The sequence below is a fragment of the Helicobacter saguini genome (assembly GCF_000762875.2).
In the GTDB taxonomy this organism is placed as follows: domain Bacteria; phylum Campylobacterota; class Campylobacteria; order Campylobacterales; family Helicobacteraceae; genus Helicobacter_A; species Helicobacter_A saguini.
Map to the genome: position 1 here is coordinate 1 of NZ_JRMP02000065.1, position 542 is coordinate 542.

The 542-nt window shown below is 43.2% G+C and carries 1 rRNA gene; it reads right to left on the bottom strand.

Annotated features, from left to right (window positions below):
- Positions 1–542 (bottom strand): 23S ribosomal RNA (locus LS64_RS12175); the annotation flags it as partial.

The following is a 542-nucleotide window of genomic DNA, read 5'->3' on the forward strand; positions in this document are numbered from 1 at the left end:
CCTCGTTAAAAGTCGCTTTCGCTACGGCTTCGCGTTTGCTTAACCTTGCCAGATACCACAACTCGCAGGATCATTATGCAAAAGGCAGTCCATCACCCTTGTAGGCTCATCTAGGAAATCACGTTGTTTGTGCTTTCGGTCGCTTTTAAGGGAGTTTGAAAAAATCTTGTGCGACAGCCAAAAAGGCTAGTCTCCGCAGTTTTTTCTGCACAACCCTTAAAATCGACTCGAAATCACTGCACACTCTTTAGTTTAGATTCTAAAAGATTATAGAATCTAGAATCCCTAAAGAATAGATAGGCGAAGTATCTTGAGGCGAGTTTAAGGGTTGTAAGGTTATTGCGAATGAGACGCACTTAAACGTGCGTCGCAGTGAGCAATGTTCTTACTCTCTTAAAATCGTCCAAGAGACAAGCCTACGTAATCTACTAGAAGAGCCTACAATAGGGCTCTGAATGATTGTAGGCAAATGGTTTCAGGTTCTATTTCACTCCGCTCACTGCGGTTCTTTTCACCTTTCCCTCACGGTACTTGTTCGCTAT